The organism is Saccharospirillum mangrovi, assembly GCF_003367315.1.
Lineage (GTDB): Bacteria > Pseudomonadota > Gammaproteobacteria > Pseudomonadales > Natronospirillaceae > Saccharospirillum > Saccharospirillum mangrovi.
The window spans coordinates 1,041,477-1,059,981 of the sequence record NZ_CP031415.1 but is presented as its reverse complement, the minus strand read 5'-3'; the positions used below and the strand labels follow the sequence as shown (position 1 = coordinate 1,059,981).

20 protein-coding genes are annotated in these 18,505 nt (G+C 59.4%); 5 read left to right on the top strand and 15 right to left on the bottom strand.

What is annotated here, in order from left to right; all coding sequences use genetic code 11:
* Positions 1-95: 95 nt before the first annotated feature.
* Positions 96-2,924, top strand: coding sequence for a response regulator (locus tag DW349_RS05040; RefSeq protein WP_108125954.1), 2,829 nt, complete (start codon positions 96-98; stop codon positions 2,922-2,924).
* Here DW349_RS05040 and acpS read toward each other — a convergent pair.
* The 11 genes from acpS to rpoE all read right to left on the bottom strand — a co-directional run bounded on the left by acpS (position 2,921) and on the right by rpoE (position 12,739).
* A complete protein-coding gene (acpS, locus tag DW349_RS05035) occupies positions 2,921-3,292 on the bottom strand; it encodes a holo-ACP synthase (protein ID WP_108125955.1) in 372 nt (123 codons plus the stop codon). The two genes, DW349_RS05040 and acpS, sit on opposite strands and share 4 nt — an antisense overlap.
* Complete coding sequence (gene recO, locus DW349_RS05030) at positions 3,289-3,987, bottom strand: DNA repair protein RecO (protein WP_162824615.1); 699 nt, start codon at positions 3,985-3,987, stop codon at positions 3,289-3,291. The genes acpS and recO overlap by 4 nt, the downstream gene beginning before the upstream one ends.
* Positions 3,984-4,892, bottom strand: a complete 909-nt coding sequence (era, locus tag DW349_RS05025) for a GTPase Era (RefSeq protein WP_108125957.1) — start codon at positions 4,890-4,892, stop codon at positions 3,984-3,986. Before era ends, recO begins: the two co-directional genes overlap by 4 nt.
* Positions 4,889-5,572 (bottom strand): ribonuclease III, encoded by a 684-nt coding sequence (gene rnc, locus DW349_RS05020; protein ID WP_108125958.1) that lies wholly within the window; start codon positions 5,570-5,572, stop codon positions 4,889-4,891. Before rnc ends, era begins: the two co-directional genes overlap by 4 nt.
* Before the next feature lie 90 nt (positions 5,573-5,662).
* A complete protein-coding gene (lepB, locus tag DW349_RS05015; RefSeq protein ID WP_306418329.1) occupies positions 5,663-6,781 on the bottom strand; it encodes a signal peptidase I in 1,119 nt (372 codons plus the stop codon).
* A gap of 14 nt (positions 6,782-6,795) precedes the next feature.
* Positions 6,796-8,598 carry a translation elongation factor 4 gene (gene lepA, locus DW349_RS05010; protein WP_108125959.1) on the bottom strand — a complete coding sequence of 601 codons (1,803 nt, stop codon included), beginning with the start codon at positions 8,596-8,598 and terminating at the stop codon, positions 6,796-6,798.
* Positions 8,599-8,703: 105 nt separating this feature from the next.
* Entirely contained in the window at positions 8,704-10,041 is a 1,338-nt protein-coding gene (locus DW349_RS05005) for a DegQ family serine endoprotease (RefSeq protein ID WP_232819335.1), read from the bottom strand.
* Positions 10,042-10,176: 135 nt separating this feature from the next.
* Complete coding sequence (locus DW349_RS05000; RefSeq protein WP_157954366.1) at positions 10,177-10,662, bottom strand: SoxR reducing system RseC family protein; 486 nt, start codon at positions 10,660-10,662, stop codon at positions 10,177-10,179.
* 30 nt (positions 10,663-10,692) lie between these two features.
* Positions 10,693-11,628 carry a MucB/RseB C-terminal domain-containing protein gene (locus DW349_RS04995; protein ID WP_108125962.1) on the bottom strand — a complete coding sequence of 312 codons (936 nt, stop codon included), beginning with the start codon at positions 11,626-11,628 and terminating at the stop codon, positions 10,693-10,695.
* The gene (locus DW349_RS04990; protein WP_115667133.1) at positions 11,625-12,128 is read right to left on the bottom strand and encodes a hypothetical protein; all 504 of its coding nucleotides are present in this window, start codon (positions 12,126-12,128) and stop codon (positions 11,625-11,627) included. The genes DW349_RS04995 and DW349_RS04990 overlap by 4 nt, the downstream gene beginning before the upstream one ends.
* Positions 12,125-12,739: an RNA polymerase sigma factor RpoE gene (rpoE, locus tag DW349_RS04985; protein ID WP_108125964.1), complete on the bottom strand. Its 615-nt coding sequence runs from the start codon at positions 12,737-12,739 to the stop codon at positions 12,125-12,127. The genes DW349_RS04990 and rpoE overlap by 4 nt, the downstream gene beginning before the upstream one ends.
* Positions 12,740-12,867: 128 nt before the next feature.
* On the opposite strand from rpoE, the gene nadB reads away from it, so the two are divergent.
* Complete coding sequence (gene nadB, locus DW349_RS04980) at positions 12,868-14,487, top strand: L-aspartate oxidase (protein WP_108125965.1); 1,620 nt, start codon at positions 12,868-12,870, stop codon at positions 14,485-14,487.
* Here nadB and DW349_RS04975 read toward each other — a convergent pair.
* Both DW349_RS04975 and DW349_RS04970 read right to left on the bottom strand, forming a co-directional pair.
* The gene (locus DW349_RS04975) at positions 14,475-14,885 is read right to left on the bottom strand and encodes a protein YgfX (protein WP_157954367.1); all 411 of its coding nucleotides are present in this window, start codon (positions 14,883-14,885) and stop codon (positions 14,475-14,477) included. The two genes, nadB and DW349_RS04975, sit on opposite strands and share 13 nt — an antisense overlap.
* Before the next feature lie 7 nt (positions 14,886-14,892).
* On the bottom strand, positions 14,893-15,159 hold the full coding sequence (locus DW349_RS04970) for an FAD assembly factor SdhE (protein ID WP_269801843.1): 267 nt from the start codon (positions 15,157-15,159) through the stop codon (positions 14,893-14,895).
* Between the two features lie 92 nt (positions 15,160-15,251).
* On the opposite strand from DW349_RS04970, the gene ygfZ reads away from it, so the two are divergent.
* Positions 15,252-16,163 (top strand): CAF17-like 4Fe-4S cluster assembly/insertion protein YgfZ, encoded by a 912-nt coding sequence (gene ygfZ / locus DW349_RS04965; RefSeq protein WP_108125967.1) that lies wholly within the window; start codon positions 15,252-15,254, stop codon positions 16,161-16,163.
* A gap of 78 nt (positions 16,164-16,241) precedes the next feature.
* Entirely contained in the window at positions 16,242-17,078 is an 837-nt protein-coding gene (locus tag DW349_RS04960) for an HDOD domain-containing protein (RefSeq protein WP_108126106.1), read from the top strand.
* Here the strand turns inward: DW349_RS04960 and DW349_RS04955 are convergent.
* Complete coding sequence (locus DW349_RS04955; RefSeq protein WP_108125968.1) at positions 17,071-17,334, bottom strand: YkgJ family cysteine cluster protein; 264 nt, start codon at positions 17,332-17,334, stop codon at positions 17,071-17,073. The two genes, DW349_RS04960 and DW349_RS04955, sit on opposite strands and share 8 nt — an antisense overlap.
* 38 nt (positions 17,335-17,372) lie before the next feature.
* On the opposite strand from DW349_RS04955, the gene DW349_RS04950 reads away from it, so the two are divergent.
* Positions 17,373-18,140 (top strand): alpha/beta fold hydrolase, encoded by a 768-nt coding sequence (locus DW349_RS04950; protein ID WP_108125969.1) that lies wholly within the window; start codon positions 17,373-17,375, stop codon positions 18,138-18,140.
* Between the two features lie 11 nt (positions 18,141-18,151).
* Here the strand turns inward: DW349_RS04950 and DW349_RS04945 are convergent, their stop codons facing one another.
* On the bottom strand, positions 18,152-18,502 hold the full coding sequence (locus tag DW349_RS04945) for a hypothetical protein (RefSeq protein ID WP_108125970.1): 351 nt from the start codon (positions 18,500-18,502) through the stop codon (positions 18,152-18,154).
* Between the last annotated feature and the right edge of the window lie 3 nt (positions 18,503-18,505).

Below are 18,505 nucleotides of genomic sequence, written 5' to 3'. Positions count from 1 at the left end.
CTCGGGTGCCGACGCAAAATACCGGCCTACTGCGCCAATTGACCCCCTGCACGGCGGGCATTACAGTCCTTTTACGTTATTTCCGGGTCCATCCTATGCGCGCGTCCGGCTTGCAGAATCGCATTCTGGTGATTGCCCTGGCACCGGCCTTGGTGTTGGGCATCGGTTTTATTTCCTGGTTCACCCAAGGCGATCTGACTCAGCAGCGCCAGGCGTTCGAGCAGCGCACCCAAACGGCGGTGCAACGGCTGGCCGACGCCCTGGTGATGCCAGTCGCCAACGACACGCCGGAGTTAATTCAGGCCTTATTGCGCCGTGCGCTGGATGAACGCGACGCCCGCTCGGTCCGGCTGTTCGATCGTTACGGCAGCGAATGGCTGCATTCCGGCCCAACCATGATCGGCCCCGCCTACCCGCACCCCATTCTGGAAACCAATCGGCTGTCGAGTTTCGATTCGCACGAAACCAAGCGCTATCTGGTGCCGATTCAGCAACCGACCGATCTGCAATTGCGCGTCGCCACCTCGGCGCCACTGGGTTGGCTGGAAGTGGAATTCGACTACGCCAACACCCAGGTTGCGCACTACCGGGCCATTTTGATCAACAGCCTGATTCTGATCGGCGGTTTGCTGGCGGTGTCGGGGTTGGCATTCTGGCTGAGCCGGGAAATCAGCCGGCCGGTGCACAAGATGATCGACACCGTGGACGCCATTCGCGAAGGCAATCTGGATGCGCGCATCGAGGAAAACGCCAGCGGCGAACTGCGCGAACTGGAAGACGGCATCAACGCCATGGCGAGCACGCTCAAAGACGCCTACGAAGACATGCAGTCGAGCGTCGAACAGGCGACACAGGATTTGCGCGAAACGCTGGAAACCATCGAAATCCAGAACATCGAACTGGACATGGCGCGACGCGAAGCCCAACAGGCCAACCAGGTGAAGACCGAGTTCCTGGCGAACATGAGCCACGAAATCCGCACCCCGCTGAACGGCATTATTGGTTTTGCCCGCCTGCTGGCGAAGTCGAACCTGACGCAAAAACAGGACGACTATGTGTCGACCATTCTGTCGTCGTCGCAAGGCCTGCTGACCATCATCAACGACGTGCTCGACTTCTGTAAGATCGAGGCGGGCAAGCTGATGCTGGACAACCGCTCCACCAACCTGCACGAAACCATCGAAGACGTGCTGGTCATGCTGGCGCCGGCGTCTCAGGCCAAGCAATTGGAAGTGGTGTCGCTGTTCTATTCCGATGTGCCGGAACAGGTCATCACTGATCCGCTGCGGCTCAAGCAGATTCTTACCAATCTGGTCAGCAACGCCATCAAGTTCACGCCGACCGGCAGCATCGTGGTGCGCACCATGGTGGAACAGGCGCAAGGCGACAAACTGGTGGTGCGCATCAGCGTGACCGACACCGGCATTGGTTTATCGCGCTCCGAACAGAAAGCCCTGTTCCAGGCCTTTGCTCAGGCCGATTCATCGACCGCGCGCGAATTCGGCGGTACCGGTTTGGGGCTGGTTATTTCCAAGCGGCTGGTCGAACAGATGGGGGGCGACATCGGCCTGGAAAGCGTCAAAGGCGATGGCTCGACCTTCTGGTTCAGCATCAAAACTCAGGTCGCGCCCGACAGCCAGCAACCACCGCGCCAGGACGCGCTGACCGGTTACCATCTGGCACTCATCGAAGAACGCGATATGTCGCGTCTGGCGTTGCGCCACGAAGCGGAAAAATGGCGCATGACGTGCACCGATTTCGCATCGCTGACCGACTTGATGGATGCGCTGCAACGCGGCGAATCCAAGCCAGACCTGGCGTTGATCGACGTCAGCAGCCAAAACCCGGACGAGCGACTTTACCGGCAAATTCTGCAACTGGAACAGGATTGGCAATGCCCGACGCTGGTGTTGGGCAACCATCAGGACGGCGACATCCGCCACAAACTGATCGAACAGGGTGCCAAGCATTATCTGTCCAAACCCATTCGCGACGTGCAGATGTATCAGGCCATGTTGCAGGTACTGCGGCCCGATGAAGCCAACACCGCCACCACCAGTGACAACCTCAGACCGCACAGCACCGCCCGCGTGCTGGCCGTGGACGACAACGCCGCCAATCTGAAACTGATCGTTACCCTGCTCAACAGTCTGGGCGTTCAGGTTACCGGCGTCGCCTGCGGCGAAGCGGCGCTTAAAGCGCTGAGTCAAAGTGAATTCGATCTGGTGTTTATGGACATTCAAATGCCCGGCATCGATGGCCTGGAAGCCACTCGGCGCATCCGCAAACAGGAAGCGCCGATGCGCCACATTCCGATCATCGCACTGACCGCTCACGCCCTTGCCGAAGAGCGCCAGGCCATGCTCGACAGTGGCATGGACGACTATCTGACCAAACCCATCGACGAAGACCAACTGCAACGCACCCTGTTCAAATGGACCGGCCTGACCGAACTCGCCACCGAAGACGGCACCACACTGCGCCTGCCTGAAGACGACAACCTTCAGGAGTTTGATTCCGTCGCGCTGAAAGGCGCTGCCGTGGTCGATTTGGGTTTGGGGTTGGAACGCGCCAGCGGCAAGCTCGATCTGGCAAAAGACATGTTTGCGATGTTACTGGGCAGTCTGGATGGGGATCGCCAACGCTTGCAGCAACTGCACCAGCAAAGCGATTACAAGGCGTTATTGGAAGAAGTGCATCGCCTGCACGGCGCCACGCACTATTGCGGTGTGCCGCGGGTACAGCAGACGGCTTATCACACCGAGGTGCTGCTTAAGCAAGGCCACTACGACAACCTCGACACGGTTCTGCCGTTGTTGCTCGAAGCCATTGTCGAACTGCAAGCCTGGGCCTCACAGAGCGACTGGAGCAGCGCCTTCGATGCGTTGGCGCCCAGCCAACCGGCCAAACGCCGAACCGGTTAAACCGCCTGCAATAACGCAAACGCCACTACTGACCGCTGCTCATCGCTGAGACTGAGCAGCATCTGCCCACCGTCAGCCAATTGCGCCGCCCGTTCAAACAACTGCACCTGAGGCGCGCCTTTGTCGCCCGGCAGGATTTCGATCTGTTGAAAAGTGACGCCCTCGGCAATGCCGGTGCCGAGCGCTTTAGCGACCGCTTCCTTGCCGGCAAAGCGATTGGCAAGAAACTTCACCGGCTCGCCACGGCGTTGATATTCGCCTTGTTCAGCCTCGGTCAGGATGCGTTTGACAAAGCGCTCGCCCTGGCGCTGCAAGACGGCCTCAATGCGTTGAATATCGACGATGTCGGTACCGATGCCTCGGATCATGGTGAGGGAATCTCTGCTTGTTGAGCGGGCGTTGCCAGCCATTGCCGACTGACCAGTTCGCGACCTTCCAGTTGTAAATCGAGCCGGGCGCGGTGTACGACGTCACCCCAGGTCTGCGCCAGTGGTTGCATCCAGTCATCTTCGGCCATTGCCAGAATTGCAGCGCCGGGAATCGGGCCGGGTGTACCGCGTACGCAAAAACCCAGCGCGGGTTCGAAGCGGTAGAAACCTTGCGGTTCGATCCAGTCGCCGCTGTCGAGCGTGCGCCGGTAATCGATGCCAGCGCCGATCCATTCCAGCAGTCGCCGCTCGAAAAAGCGTAGCGCGGCGGTTTGGCGTTGTGGATCGGCCAGCGTCAGCAACGAACTGGCGTAGACGCCAAAAAAAGTATCGCCAGCCTGAAACGATGGCACCAGCCGCACGCACAGTTCGTTCAGATAAAACGCCTGCAACAGCGCCGCGCCTTGATGCAGGCGTAGCGGTTCAACGTATTGCCAATCGTCGAGGCGTTTCAGATCGCTCTGGCCGCTCAAGCGAATGCGCAGGCGACGGAAGGTTTCCGGACGCGGATCGCGCGCTACCGCTGCAACGCGGCCTTGGTCGGGCGTTAACAGATCGAGCAGCCAGTGCTGTTCGCGGTACGGCCGAGCGTGCAGCACAAAGGCCGGCTGATCGGGCGCGCGACGCGGTTTCATCGATCTTCGAGGTAGCCCAGGCTTTTCAGGGCGCGGTCGTCGTCGGCCCAGCCGCCTTTGACTTTGACCCATAGGTTGAGCATCACCTTGGCGTCGAACAGTTGTTCCATATCGAGACGGGCATCGTGGCCGACTTTTTTGATGCGTGCGCCCTTGTCGCCGATGACGATTTTTTTCTGCCCCGGTCGTTCCACCAGAATCAAACCGTGGATGTGCAGTACCGAGCCATCGTGTTTGAACTGTTCGATTTCCACCGCCATCGAATACGGTAATTCGGCACCGAGTTGACGCATCAGTTTTTCGCGAATCAATTCGGCCGCCATAAAGCGTTCGCTGCGGTCGGTAATCTGATCTTCGGGGAAGAAAAATTCGCTGTACGGCAAGCGTGCCGCCAGGGTGTCGGTCAGCGCCGCCAGATTCTGACCGCGCAACGCCGACAACGGCACCACCTGATCAAATTCGAACGACTGACTCAATGTCTGGATGTGCGGCAGCAAGGCGTTTTTGTCGTCGAGTTGATCGACCTTGTTGATCGCCAGAATCACCGGCGCTTTGACGCGGCGCAGCTTGTCGAGCACCCATTGATCTTCGTCGGTCCAGACGGTGCGATCGACCACCAACACCACGGCGTCGACATCCGCCAATGCCGAATCGGCAGCGCGGTTCATATGCCGGTTGATGGCGCGTTCTTCCTGGCGATGCATGCCAGGCGTATCGACGAACACCAACTGAGTGTCACCTTCGGTGTGAATGCCCAACACCTGATGACGCGTGGTTTGCGGCTTGCGTGAGGTGATGGACACCTTCTGACCGAGAATGTGGTTCATCAGCGTCGACTTGCCCACGTTCGGCCGCCCGACGATGGCCACATAACCGCAGCGTGTTTGAATGGGGTGGTCGTTCACTTGGTGGTTTCTCCCAGGGCCTGCAAGGCGGCACGAGCCGCTTCCTGTTCGGCGATGCGACGGCTGTTGCCCTCGCCCACCGTCGGTTGCGCCAGCCCTTCGACTTCGCAGTCGACGGTAAAGGTTTGGTCGTGTGCTTCGCCGCTGACCTCGGTGACACGATAGACCGGCAACGGCGCTTTGCGCGACTGCAAAAATTCCTGCAATCGGGTTTTGGAATCTTTGATGTTGTCGGTCAGGTTCAGATCGGCCAGACGCGACTGGTACCACTGAATGATCATCGCCTGAGCGTCGGCCAGCGAGCTGTCCAGACTGATGGCGCCAATCACCGCTTCGACCGCATCGGCGAGAATGGAATCGCGCCGGTAGCCACCGCTTTTCAATTCGCCGCTGCCCAATCGCAGACAATCGCCCAGCTCAAATTCACGGCCCAATTCAGCCAGCGTTTCGCCTTTTACCAGGTGCGCTCGCAGCCGCGACATCTGGCCTTCTTTGGCGCGCGGGAAACGCTCGAACAGTTGCTGCGCAATGGTGCAGTTGAGAATGGCATCGCCCAGGAATTCCAGCCGCTCGTTGTTCTGGCGCGAGAAACTGCGATGAGTCAGTGCCTGCGTCAGCAGCGCCTCATCGTTGAAACGATAGCCGAGCCGCTGGCTCAGACGGTCGAGTGCAAGTGACACCGTTCAGAGTCCATAGTTGAAAAAATCGTTGAGTAAATCGCAAACAACCGTGGGGCCGAATCGACCCCACGGCGACACCGACGACTGGCGTCAGTCTTTAGTATAGATGCCACCGAAACGGGCAAAGCTGGGGCCGTCGAGCAGATAGCGCCAATGCATCCAGATGGCTACCGCTTCGCCGAGAATTTCGTTTTCATCAACGAAACCCCAGGCGTTGTTGCCGCTGTTGCTGAAATCGCCCTGCATACCGCGACGCAGGCCTTCCCAGTAACGCGCATCCAGGCTCGAATCGCGGTTATCGCCCATCACAAAATAATGGCCTTCGGGCACCACCACGCCTTCGCTCGGCAACCATTCGTACGGCTGGCGGCTCGGGCCGGCCTGGTTCAGATAGATCGAATGATCCATGCCGTCCAGATGCTCGGTGTAGCGAATGTAGCGGCCTTCGTCGTCGGTGACGCGGCGATCAAAGGTCAGCTCCACCGGTTCGCCGTTGAGCGTCAGAATGCGGCGACCGTAATCGTACTGAATCAAATCGCCCGGCACGCCGATGACGCGCTTGATGTAGTTGGTGTTGGGCAAGTGCGGCGGGCGGAAAACAATGACATCGCCGCGTTGCGGTTCGTTGATCGGAATCACCACGTCGTTGGTGATCGGCATGCGCAGACCGTAAGTGAAGCGATTCACCAGAATGAAATCGCCCACTTCCAGCGTTGGTTTCATGGAACCGGACGGAATTTTGAACGGTTCGAACATAAAGCTGCGCAGCAGAAACACGATCAATAGCACCGGGAAAAACGCCCGGCTGTTATCGATCACACCCGGCTCGGTGTTGATCGGCGGGTGTTTGGCATCAAAACCCTTGATGCTGGTGGTGGCGTTGGTCAGTACCTGACGGCGCATCGGTTGCAGCAAAAAAGCGTCTGCCGCCCACACCAGGCCGGTCGCCAGACAGGCCGCAGCCATGACCAACGCAAAATCGAAACTCGCCAGGATGGTTTGCACCACCAGCCAGGCCAGCATGAACAACAGCAAATATCCGAGCGCCTTTTCATCGATGCCCGGTTCAAACAGCGCCTTGAGCTCGTCCAGCGTCCAATCGGTTCGCTCGACGCCCGCACGCAGACGCGCGCGATGGCGCACCAGCGTCAATACTGCCAGGACCAGGGTCAATGCCAGACAGGTCCAAAAAATGACGATGACATTCATCCGCTTCGACTTCCTTAGCTATCGACTTTGAGTACCGCAAGAAAGGCGTCCTGCGGGATCGTTACCGATCCCACCTGTTTCATCCGTTTCTTGCCTTCCTTTTGACGTTGCAGCAGTTTTTTCTTACGGCTGACGTCGCCACCATAACACTTGGCGGTGACGTTCTTGCGCAATGCTTTTACCGTGGTCCGCGCCACGACCTGATTACCAACCGCCGCCTGAATGGCGACGTCGTACATCTGGCGCGGAATCAGTTCTTTCATTTTTTCACACAACACCCGGCCACGACGTTGAATGTGTTCACGGTGCATGATCACCGCCAGCGCATCGACCCGGTCGCCGTTCACCAAGACGTCCAGACGCGTCAGGTTGGCGGCTTCAAAGCGATCAAAGGCGAAATCGAGCGAGGCGAAACCACGGCTGACCGATTTCAGGCGGTCGAAAAAGTCCATGACGATTTCCGCCATCGGCAGGTCGTACACCACCGACACCTGGCTGCCCATGAACTGCATGTCTTTCTGGGTGCCGCGGCGTTCTTCGCACAACATGATGACGTTACCGACGTGTTCCTGCGGCACCAGGATGTTGGCGCGCACGATTGGCTCGCGGAATTCTTCGATGTTGTTGACGGCTGGCAATTGCGACGGGTTCGCCACCTGAACCACTTCACCGTCGGTCTTGAGAATTTCGTACACCACCGTCGGCGCTGTGGTGATCAAGTCCAGGTCGTATTCACGCTCGAGCCGTTCCTGGATGATTTCCATGTGCAGCATGCCAAGGAAGCCACAGCGGAAACCAAAGCCCAGGGCGTCGGAGCTTTCCGGCTCGTAGAACAGCGAGGCGTCGTTGAGGCTGAGTTTTTCCAGCGCGACACGGAAATCTTCGTAATCGTCGGCCGAGACCGGGAACAGACCGGAATAAACCTGCGGCTTGCTCTTCTGGAAACCCGGCACCGGTTCGACGTCTGGCGTCGATGCGTGGGTGATGGTGTCGCCCACCGGCGCGCCTTTGATGTCTTTGATCGAGGCGCAGATAAAGCCGACTTCGCCGGCGCGCAGTACATCCAGATCGCGCATCTTGGGCGTGAAGATGCCCAGTTTATCGACTACATGGGTGCGGCCGGTGCTCTTGATCCAGATTTTGTCGCCACGCTTGAGCGTGCCGTGGCGCACCCGCACCAGTGAGACAACGCCCAGGTAGTTGTCGAACCAGGAGTCGATGATCAGCGCTTGCAGCTTGCCGTCGAGGTTGCCTTCCGGGGCCGGAATGCGCTCGATCAACTGCTCGAGAATGTCTTCGATGCCGATGTTGGCCTTGGCCGAAGCATGGACGGCATCGTGAGCGTCGATGCCGATGATTTCTTCGATTTCCTGCGCCACGCGTTCCGGTTCGGCTTGCGGCAGGTCCATCTTGTTCAGCACCGGCACCACTTCCAAACCCTGTTCGATGGCGGTGTAGCAGTTGGCAACCGACTGGGCTTCGACGCCTTGCGCCGCATCCACGACCAGCAGCGCGCCTTCACAGGCGAACAGCGAGCGCGACACTTCGTAAGCGAAGTCGACGTGTCCGGGGGTGTCGATGAAATTGAGCTGATAGGTACGGCCACTGCGTGCGGTGTAATCCAGCGTCACGCTCTGCGCTTTGATGGTGATGCCACGTTCACGCTCCAACTCCATGGAATCGAGCACCTGCTCGGCCATTTCACGGTCGCTCAGACCACCGCAAACCTGAATGAAGCGGTCGGCAAGGGTCGATTTTCCGTGGTCGATGTGGGCGATGATGGAGAAGTTGCGAATATGAGAGAGATCGCTGCTCACAGAAGCCAATACTCAGCTTGAAAAATGGGGCCGCGAGTTTACACCAACTGGTCTGGGAAGACCACGAAGCCCCGACCGCCAGGGCGGTCGGGGCAATGGCTCGACTCAGTCGGTCGGGATAGCCAGATAGACGATGTTGGTACCGCGCAAGACACGCACCGCCACCGCGCCGTTGTCCGGCAATTCGGTCACCAGACGGTCGAATTCTTCTTTGTCGTTGATGAATTCGCCGCCGAGCATGGTGATGATGTCGCCGTCACGCAGACCGGCTTCCAGCGCCGGACCAGCCAGGACGCGTTCAACCCGAACGCCGTCGCCGTTATCAACATCGCTGACGATGATGTTGAGCGGGTTGTCGGAGGTCGGTTGTTGCGGCGTGCCGGACGCCAGTTGCTGCTCGTTCAACACACCGATGGTGACATCCAGCGTCTGGCGTTTACCGCCGCGCAGTACGTCCACTTCAACGGTTGTGCCCGGACGCACCTGACCAACCAGCGGCGGCAGATCGGAATAGCGACGCACCGGATGACCGTTGAATTCAAGGATGATGTCGTCGGTCTGAATGCCGCCATCGGCGGCCGGGCTGCCGTCAAAAACACGGGCGACCAAAGCGCCTTCGGCACGATCCAGACCCATCGACTGCGCCAGTTCCGGGTTGTCGTTGAACGGCGGGTACATTTCCACGCCCAGCCAACCGCGTTCGACAGTGCCGGTGGCTTTCAACTGATCGGCAATGTCCATGGCAATGTCGATCGGAATGGCGAACGACACACCCATAAAGCCGCCGGAACGGGTGTAGATCTGGGAATTAATACCGACCACTTCACCGTCCAGATTGAACAGCGGGCCGCCAGAGTTACCGGGGTTGATCGCCACGTCGGTCTGAATGAACGGCACGTAACGGTCGGCGCCACCCAAAGCGCGGCCTTTGGCGCTGACGATGCCGGCAGTCACCGAGTAGTCGAAGTTGAACGGTGAACCGATGGCTAATACCCATTCGCCGACTTTCAAATCTTCGCTGCTGCCGATATCGACAGCGTGCAGATCTTCGCCATCGATTTTCAACAACGCCACATCGGATTGCGGGTCGGTGCCGATCAGTTCGGCTTCGTATTCGGTGCCATCGGTCAGCGTGACCACCACTTCATCGGTGTGATCGACGACGTGGTTGTTGGTCAGAATGTAACCGTCTTCCGACAGAATAAAACCGGAACCGACGCCCTGACGCGGTTGCGGATTGGGTTGGTAATTGAAATTGTCCGGCAGTTGATCGCCGAAGAAATAACGGAAAATTTCCGGCACTTCTTGCGGCTGACCCGACGAGCGGTTTTGCGCCACAGCCGTGGTGGTGGTGATCTTAACAACCGATGGTGAATTGCGTTCGACCAGTTCGGTGAAATCGGGCAGGCTCTCAGCCATTGCCTGAGCGGCAAATGCAGTCACAACCAAAACTGCGGCCCAAATGGAAGTCCGCTTGAACATAAATACCCTACTCCTGTTGTGTCCTCTAACCAGGTTTCGCATATTAGGCGAGGCCGCAAAAATGCAAACGCGGTCACACCCTGGTTTACGTCTCTTTTACGGCTTAACAGCCGGCGCAGAGTTCGATGAAGACTGGGTCTTTACATTCGATGAAAGCGCCAGTACACGCGGTTCCCAGCGCGTATCGGCGTGTTGAAAACGTCGCTTTGTAAACAACAGCGCCGCACCACCGGCGAGCACCGCCGCCAGCAATTGAACGCCTTCTGACGCCACCCAGATCGAACTCACCAGCAACGCCGATAACGCGGCCAACAGCGGCCACAAATACATCCAGATAGCGGCCAATGTCAGCGAATCTTCAGGAATGCCCAGGCGCACCACATCGCCCACCTGAAGGTTGGGCTGTGGTGACAAGGAGAAATGATTTTTGGCTGCCTGAGCATCGGCGCTGGTGAAATTACTCAACACCGCCTGGCCGCAACCCTGGCGAGCGCGACAGCTGTCGCAGGCGCTGCTTTGCACCACCGCAACAATTAATTGTTGCGCATCGCTGCGAATAACCGTGCCGTTTTCTTCGACCAAGACAGCCAACCTGAGGACAAAAAGTGCCGCCTATTGTAGGCGGCTGACGGAGTCGCGCAAACGCTCGGCAGTGACGCGGGGAATTTCACCAATTACCGTGACAGTCAGGCCGTTGATGTCACTCATTAACGCCGTGGTCGCGCCCATGCGCACCAGGCTGTCGGGTTCGGCGGCCATGGCCGGTTCGACGAACATCGAAAAGGTTGCCAGGCCGTCGCTGTACACGCGTTTTTCCAGCCAGCCATCGGCACTCACGGTGCGTTCGGCCATGGTCAGTTTGAACATCGGCGGCATCCAGCTCAGCGTGGTGACAAACGCATCGGTGTTTGGTTCCGGCATCGGCATCTGCACCCGGCTCTGCTGCCGGCCGGTAGAACCGGCGATGGTCGGTTGCAACGCCGACTCAGCAATGGGACCGCCAACGCTCAGGCGGGTGTAGCGGAACTGTTCCAGCACTTCGCCGTCGGCACTGAGAATTTCCGATTGCAGCAACAGGCCGGTGTCCTGGTCCAGCCACAGTCGATGGCTGTAACGCCAGGCGTCGGCACTCAACGTCAGGATGCGCGCCTGACGCCCCGCCACCCGGGCTTCGCCCTGCGCCTGCGCCTGATAACTCTGCGCCAGACGATCCAGCGCCATCGGCCCGACCTGGGAAAACGGCGCGGCCGGAATTGGTCGATCGATCTGGTCTTCGGCGCCGGCCGGGTAATAGCACACCACCTGATTACCGTGACGAATCACTTCGATCATGGCGCCATCGAGTTGTTGCAGCCGCTCGACCGGTTCGCCGTCGCGCACGGTGTGAGCGATGGCGTAGGCGCTGGTCTGGTCGCCACGCCGGTGCACGTATTCACCCTGATAACTGGCGTTCTGAATGGCGTCGCGCATTTGGTCGAGCCATTCCCATTCCATGGCCTGAACCGGCCAGGACAATCCCAACGCCAATACGACTAACAGAGCTCTCATTCAGCCTCCATCCAATCCACCGGGTACGGCGCTACGGCGTGGCCGCTGCTGAACGACGCCGCTTCGGCGTGTTCGCGCAGATACAGATTCAGGCGTTGCTGCGCTTCGAAACGCGCCTGGGCAGCGGCGACGTCTTCGGTCTGAGCGGCCGGTGTGTCGAGCGCCAGCTGAGTCGGCGCCGTCGGTGTTTGCAGCGACCACTGCGCGCCGACAATCACCACCGTTGCCACCGCTGCTGCCACACCAAACTGCCCCAGACGCAACGACCAGCGCGAACCGCTTTGTTCACGCGTCGGTTCATCCTGTGCCTGCGGCTGCACCGCGACATCGACCAGCACATCGCCGCGCAACGCGCCTTGCACGCGCGACAGCTGATGCCAATCCTGAATGCGTTCCGGGTCGGACTCCATGGCTTTGAGCAAGCGCTGGATGTCCATTTCACTGGCTTCTCCATCGAGAAACGCCGAAAAGGTTTCGTTAATGCGATCCTGTTTCATCATTCACCTCGCGCAAAATCGGTTGGGCGGGCTCGGCCTTTGGTCACGCCGACCGGCACTTCCAAGGCCACTTCTATCGCCTCGCGGGCGCGAAAAATTCGCGAGCGCACCGTTCCCACCGGGGAATCCATGATGCGTGCGATGTCTTCGTAACTCAGACCTTCAAACTCGCGCAGCGTCACCGCCACGCGCAAATCTTCCGGCAAGGCATTTAAGGTGCGTTGCAGGCGTTGCTCCATTTGCTCGCGCGCCAGCAGGCGGTCGGGCGTCGCCAAATCCATTAGTTCATCGGCCGACACCAGGCCATCGATATCGACGCCATCCTGGCTCGGCCGACGCCGGCTGGCGTCCAGATGGCTGTTGGCGCAATTGATGGCAATGCGATACAGCCACGAATAAAAAGCGCTGTCGCCGCGAAAATTCGGCAGCGCTCTGTAGGCTTTGATAAAGGCTTCCTGAACGATGTCCGCCACCGCATCCTGATCGCGCAGGTAGCGGGTGATCACCGTGGCAACCCGATGCTGGTATTTCAACACCAGCAAATCGAAGGCCCGTTTGTCGCCCTTTTGGGCTTTGTCGACCAGAATCTGATCGGCGTCCTGGCGCTCGGCCATGGCGCAACTCCTACTGTGCTTTCCCTATCGACGGTGGCGTCGCGGAAAAGTTCAACGGCATTGAGATTATCGGAAAGCGACCGGCTTTGAGTATACTCGCCGTCCGCCCAAGTCTGCCGGAGTGGTCCATGGCTTCCCGTCTGTCCGCTGATGTTCTGGTGATCGGTACCGGCGCCGCCGGCCTGACGCTGGCGCTCAGCCTGCCGCGCCATCTGAATGTGTTCCTGATCTGCAAAGGCGAACTGGGCACCGGCTCCACCGCCTGGGCGCAAGGCGGCGTGGCGGCGGTGCTCGATAAAGTCGATTCAGTGGAAGACCACGTCGCCGATACGCTGACCGCCGGTGGCGGCCTGTGCGAACCCAAGGCCGTGCGGCACACCGTCGAGCGCTCGGCCAGCGCCATTCAATGGCTGATCGACCAGGGCGTGCCGTTCACCCACAAAGACGGCTCGGAAGTCGATTACCACCTGACCCGCGAAGGCGGCCACAGCCACCGCCGCATCATTCACGCCGCCGACGCCACCGGCCGCGCCATTTCCGAAACGCTGATTCGACAAGTGCGCCAGCGCGCCAACGTTCATGTGCTGGAGCATCACGTTGCGGTCGATTTAATCACCCGGCGCAAAATTTTTCCCAACGAAGGTGGCGACGACCGCTGCCTTGGCGCCTACGTGCTCGATACCCGCAACGACGCGGTAATCACCATCGGCGCCAGCGCGACGGTATTGGCTTCCGGCGGTGCCAGCAAAGTTTATCTGTTTACCTCGAATCCGGACGGCGCCACCGGCGACGGCATCGCCATGGCCTGGCGCGCCGGCTGCCGCGTCGTGAACATGGAATTCAACCAATTCCACCCGACCTGCTTGTACCACCCGCGCGCCAAGTCGTTTTTGATTTCCGAAGCGGTGCGCGGCGAAGGCGGTTTGCTGAAACTGCCCAACGGCGAACGCTTTATGCATCGCTTCGACGAACGCGCCGAACTGGCGCCGCGCGATGTAGTCGCCCGCGCCATCGACCACGAAATGAAACGCCTCGGTGCCGACCATCTGTTGCTCGACATCAGCCACAAACCGGCCGATTTCATTCGCCAGCATTTTCCGACCATCTACGAACGCTGCCTCAGCTACGGCTACGACATGACGCGCGAACCGATTCCGGTAGTGCCGGCCGCGCACTATACCTGTGGCGGCATTCGCACGGACTTGTCGGCCCGTACTGACGTACCCGGTTTGTACGCCGCCGGTGAATGCGCCTACACCGGCTTGCACGGTGCCAACCGACTGGCGTCGAATTCGCTGCTCGAATGCATTGTCTACGCGCGCGCCGCTGCCGACGATTTAACCGCTCAGACCTTGCCGGAATTCGACGCCGACCGTCTGCCGCTGTGGGATGAATCGCGCGTGTCGGACTCGGACGAAAAAGTCGTCATCAGCCACAACTGGGACGAAGTGCGTCGTTTTATGTGGGACTACGTCGGCATTGTCCGGTCGGACAAACGCCTGGAACGGGCGCGTCGGCGCGTGCATTTATTGAAGCAGGAAATTCACGATTATTACGCCAGCTTCCGCGTCAACAGCGACTTGCTGGAGCTGCGTAATTTGATTGTGGTGGCGGAGCTGATTATTGAGTCGGCGCTGTCGCGCAAGGAAAGTCGCGGCCTGCATTTCACTCGCAGTTACCCGCAGACCAGCGAGCGCGCGGAAATTACTGTGCTGTCGCCGCGAACCGAACCCAGTCAGTCGGCCTGAGCCTCGCGGCGGACAGCCGCTTCGTGGACGCGGAAATAGGCGTTTAACGTGCGCCAACTGGGGTCGTCGAGGCTGTCGCGCCACAGCATCAGCGTGTGCTTTAAGCCGGTCGATTCCTGCACCAACGGCAAGCGGATGTACGCCATGGACCGACGACCCGTGCCACGCCAGCGGAATTCGGCCGCCTGGGTGTCGGATTCAAACAGCAACAGACGATCGCCGTCCCAACGCAGCCGCTGTGCCGGCGGATTGGCCGGCCGGCTGTGCCACAACGCCAATTGCACCGCCGCAGCCGCCAACAACGTCAGACCGACAGGCCGTTGCGCCGCGATGGCAACCAAGGCCAACAGCGGCGCCGGCAGCACAACCATCAGCCAGGCAAGGCGTGATGGCCGCAAGCGGCACTCAATTGGGCTGAACACGATCCAGAATCTGACGCACCATAGCGGCCAGTTCGGTGTCTTCGGGTTTGGATTTTTCCAGGAACCAGTTGAACAAGTCCTGGTCTTCGCAGGCGAGCAAGCGTTGATAGATGTGCTGCTGATCGGCGCTCAACGTTGGGTAGACGGTTTCAGTGTACGGCACCAGCAACACATCGAGTTCGAGCATGCCGCGGCGGCTGTGCCACCACAGGCGGCGATGTTCCAAAGCGGCTTTTTCTGTTGAATCCACGTTTAAAAGTCCAGGCTTAGCCCTAAGAATAAAGAGACAGGCCCGCGAGCGGGCCGCGCCATTGTAACAGCACGTCCATTGAGCCGACACCAATGCCAACTGCCACTGCCAACGTCACTTTTTATCCGCTTGAACATCTGAGTTTGCTGGGCATTCAGGGCAGCGATGCGCTGACCTTCCTGCAAGGCCAGGGCACTCAGGATTATCGTCGTCTGAGCGAGACCAGCGCCCTGCCCGGTGCGTTCTGCACACCCAAAGGCCGGGCGGTGAGCAATGTCTGGAATGTGTTGCTGGAAGCTGAACCCGCGCATCTGAAACTGGTATTGCACGCCTCGACCGCGCCGCTGTTACAGCAACACCTGGCGAAATACATTCCGTTTTTCCGTGGCTCCAAACTGACCGACGACCGGCTGAATTATCACGGCCTCGGCATCACTGGTGACGGCGACGCTGCACTGATGAACGACTGGTTTGGCGCACCGGCACACCATGGCGTCTGGACTCGCAACGGCCATTTCGCCTTCGCCCTGCCCGACGGCCGCACTCAGCTGTGGCTCGATGCCCGCGCCGACAGTTACGAAGACTGGCTGACCCGAGTCGAGCAATACAGCATCGCGCCAACGTCTGCCTGGCAACAACTCGACATCGCCGCCGCCCAACCCTGGATCGAAGCAGCCCAAAGTGGCGCCTTCGTGCCGCAGACCATTGGCCTGGAAGACAGCGATGGCATTTCCTTCCGCAAAGGCTGTTACACCGGCCAGGAAGTTGTCGCCCGGCTGCACTTCAAAGGCCAGAGCAAACGCGGCATGGTTCGGGTGCAGTGGCAAGGCAAGGCTGAGCCGACCGGCACCGAGCTGTTCGGCAACACCGGCCCGGCCGGCGAATGGATTAACTGGATTGGCACCGACAGCGGTGGTGCCGGCCTGGCCGTGGTTCGCAACATTGAAGCGCCAACGCCGCTGTTCATCGACGCCGACCGGCAAATTGCTGTTCAGGTCGGCTGATTCTGGAGCGATGTTCAGCCGCGCAAACTTGCTGCTAAACTGAGCCTCCGTTGTGACCGCAGGATGGGCATCAAGCCGATGAGTACGCTGGCTGAAACCGTTAAACAAGACATTCTCGATGCCCTGAACAGCGACCAGTTGTTCCTGCCCAGTCTGCCTGAAGTCGCACTGCAAATTCGTTCTACCGCCGAAAACCCTGACGCCACCATCAAAGATCTGGTCGACATCATCAGCCAGGACAGCGCCTTGAGCGCGCGCATCATCCGGGTGGTCAACAGCCCGCTGCTGCGAGCGCCACAGGAAGTGCGCGACCTGGCGATGGCGGTCAGTCGGTTGGGCATGAATTACAGCTGCAATCTCGCCATTGGCCTGGCCATGGAGCAGATGTTTCAGGCGACCGATAAAAACATCGATCGGCGATTGCATGATTTATGGCGATTGAACGGTCAGGTGTCGGCGCTGGCGTCGGTGCTGGCTCGTCACAGCGGTGCGGCCGGTGCCGATGAAGCGCTGCTGGCGGGGCTGATTCACCGCCTCGGCGCATTGCCGATTTTGAGTTACGCCGAATCGCATCCGGCGTTGGTCGTCGATGACGACACCCTGTCCACCGTCATCAACGAACTGCACAGCAACCTGGGGCAATCCATTCTGAAAAGCTGGGATTTTCCGACGGTCTTTGTCGATGTGCCGCTGCACTATCGGGACTTTGACCGGCAACCGGCCAGCGCCGATCTGGTCGATCTGGTAATGGTGGCAAACCTGCTGGCGCAACGGGATGCCAACAATGCCTGGGCGCAGCAGGATTGGGCCTCGGTATCGGCTTTTACCCGACTGGAATTGCCGACTGAGCGCGATGCCGAGGTGTACCTGCGGCTCGACGATCTGGCGGCCCGCGCACGTGCCGCCTTTATCTGATTGACGGCAGCGTATCGGTTTCCATCTGCGTTAAGATGCGCAGCGCTTCGGTTCGATCCTGACCGCAAAAATCCGGCTCCGCCTGAAAGGCCGCGCAAGCCGCCGGTCGCTCCGGTTGACCGAAAATGCCGCAGCGATAATCCGGCAATAAATGCACACAACGAACGCCCGCAGGCTTGCCCTCGGGCATTCCGAAATACGGCGTCTTAATCGATGGCGCAATGCAACAGGCACCGCACCCGGAACGACACTCCACTGCTTTGCCTCGATCACTGGGAAAAATGAGAGCGCACTATGCTGCACAGCCATAGCCTGGGTAAAGGCCCGAATCTGATCATTCTGCACGGCCTGTTTGGCAGCGGCGACAACTGGCGCAGCGTCGCCAAGGCGCTGTCGGACCGCTTCCAGGTGCACTGCCTGGACCTGCCCAACCACGGCCAATCGCCCTGGACCGAGCAACTGAATTACCCGAGTTTTGCCGATGCGGTGCGCGACTGGATCGACGCCAACGGCATTAAACACACGCATCTGATCGGCCATTCAATGGGCGGCAAAACGGCAATGCAACTGGCGTTGTCCGGCGACACCGATTGGTTGCAGAAACTGGTGATTGTCGACATCGCGCCGCGCGATTATCCGCCGCATCATCAAGATATTTTTGCCGCACTCGACGCCATCGATCTGAGCCAGTTCAGCGACCGTCGCGGCGTTGAATCGGCCTTGATGGAGCACGGCGTGCGCGATCTGGGCATCCGTCAGTTTTTGCTGAAAAGCCTGTATCGCAATGATGAGAACCAACTGGCCTGGCGCTTTAATCTGGAATTACTGAAATCCAGCTACGACGGCATCGCCAAAGCACCAGACTTCACCGCGCCCTTTACCGGCCCAACTCTGTTTATCAAAGGCATGAACAGCCACTACATCAGCCGCGACGATCAACCCGCCATCGAAGAACGCTTTCCACACGCCCAAGCCAAACTGATTGAAGGCGCCGGCCATTGGCCGCACGCGGAAAAACCGCGTGCGTTCATGCGTATTTTGGAAGGGTTTTTACCGGAATAACGACGCAGAAATCAGAACGTGCGGGCGCCACTTTGCTCCAACTGGTGCAATTTGTGGCGCAGGCGAATCTCACCGGCTTCGGTCAGCCGTGCTTTGCCGTCGCGCGGCCGGCGACCGAATTGCTGTTGCATCTCAACGCATTCCTGACGCAACGCTTCCAGGTCCGGGTCGTGGCGGATCGGCATATCCAGAAAGAATTGCCATTGTTGCTCGTCGGCATCGCCTTCGAGCAACGAGGTCATTAGCGCCTGCACTGATTCCACCGTTGGCCGGTACACCGGTGCACTGCCAAACACCAGCGCCAGCGCCACCCCGCCGAACACCAAAGCGGTGACCAGGGTGACGACCAGCAACTCCAGCATCTT